This window comes from Humibacter antri, from assembly GCF_054777235.1.
Window position 1 is genome coordinate 1 of sequence record NZ_BAAHAW010000041.1, and the last position, 1,196, is coordinate 1,196.

General features: G+C 60.9%; 2 protein-coding genes and 1 pseudogene. 1 reads left to right on the forward strand and 2 read right to left on the reverse strand.

Annotated features, from left to right (window positions below):
• Window positions 1–68: 68 nt before the first annotated feature.
• Window positions 69–428, forward strand: a pseudogene (locus tag ACYVDK_RS15435) (recombinase family protein); the annotation flags it as partial.
• 33 nt (window positions 429–461) lie between these two features.
• On the opposite strand, the gene ACYVDK_RS15440 reads toward ACYVDK_RS15435, so the two are convergent.
• Window positions 462–758, reverse strand: a complete 297-nt coding sequence (locus ACYVDK_RS15440) for a helix-turn-helix transcriptional regulator (protein ID WP_460523334.1) — start codon at window positions 756–758, stop codon at window positions 462–464.
• A 12-nt stretch (window positions 759–770) separates the two neighbouring features.
• Window positions 771–1,052 (reverse strand): type II toxin-antitoxin system RelE/ParE family toxin, encoded by a 282-nt coding sequence (locus ACYVDK_RS15445; RefSeq protein ID WP_460523336.1) that lies wholly within the window; start codon window positions 1,050–1,052, stop codon window positions 771–773.
• Window positions 1,053–1,196 lie beyond the last annotated feature (144 nt).

Genomic DNA, 1,196 nt, shown 5'->3' on the forward strand with positions numbered 1-1,196 from the left:
AAGTCATGATGAACACACCGGCCGCACTGGCCGCATAACCAACCTGTCACCTATCCGTGCAGCAGACCCGATCGCTGCCGGATGCCCGCGACATCGCAGCAGAGCTCACGAGCAAGGGCGTCACCCTCAGTCTCGGCGGAAGCATCTATGACCCGACCGATCCGGTGGGTCGCCTGCTGTTCAACGTGTTGGCCATGGTTGTCGAGTTCGAGGCCGACCTGATCCGGATGCGCACTCGAGAAGGCATGGCCGTCGCGAGAGCAAAGGGAAAGCTGAAGGGCAAGAAGCCGAAGCTCACCAAGCTGCAGCGTAAGCACCTGCTCGAGATGAATGGGGCCGGAGAGCATACGCAGAGCGAGCTGGCCGAGATGTTCAGCGTCTCCCGCGCCACGATCTACCGAGAACTCCAACGCGGCCACGCCAATTAGCGCTGCAAAGACACGGCCAAAGAGCGCTAATAATCACACTGAGATGAGCCTTTCGACCTGCGCCAGCTCGTCGTCGTGCTCGTCGTGTTCGAGTTCGATGTCGTAGTCGTTCTGGATGTTCAGCCAGTACCGCTCCGAGAGCCCGAAAGCCTGGGAGAGTCGCAGAGCTGTGTCGGTGGTGATGCGGCGCTTGCCGTGGATGATCTCGCTCAGTCGGGTCTGAGGCAAACCTGTGGCCTGAGCCAGCCGATATGCGGTGATGCCCAGCGGCTCCAGGAACTCGGTCTGGAGAATCTCGCCGGGAGTGATCGGGTCGTGTGCCTTGGTCATCGGGGTCCCTCCTCAGTGGTAGTCGACGATCTGGACGTCGCTCGGGCCGGCGGCGGTCCAGACGAAGCAGATTCGATATTGATCGTTGATGCGGATCGAGTACTGACCGTCGCGGTCGCCGGACAGCTTCTCCAGCCGGTTGCCCGGTGGGACGCGCATGTCGTTGATCGTCTCGGCCGCGTTGAGCAGGCGTAGCTTCTTCTGGGCCATGCGCTGCAGGTCAGGACCGAAGTGCCGGATATGCTCGCGATCCCAGACCTTGCGTGTCGGCTCATCTGCGAACGATTGGATCACTCGCCTAATACTAACGCAGAACGATAGTAGTGCAAGGCGGGAGTATCAGGTAAGGCCCACGAGCCAGCCCGTTTTTGCCCACATTTTGCCCGTTACGTTGTTCGTGCTCCTTGGGGCAGGCTCTGAGGGGTAGTGGCCTGTCGC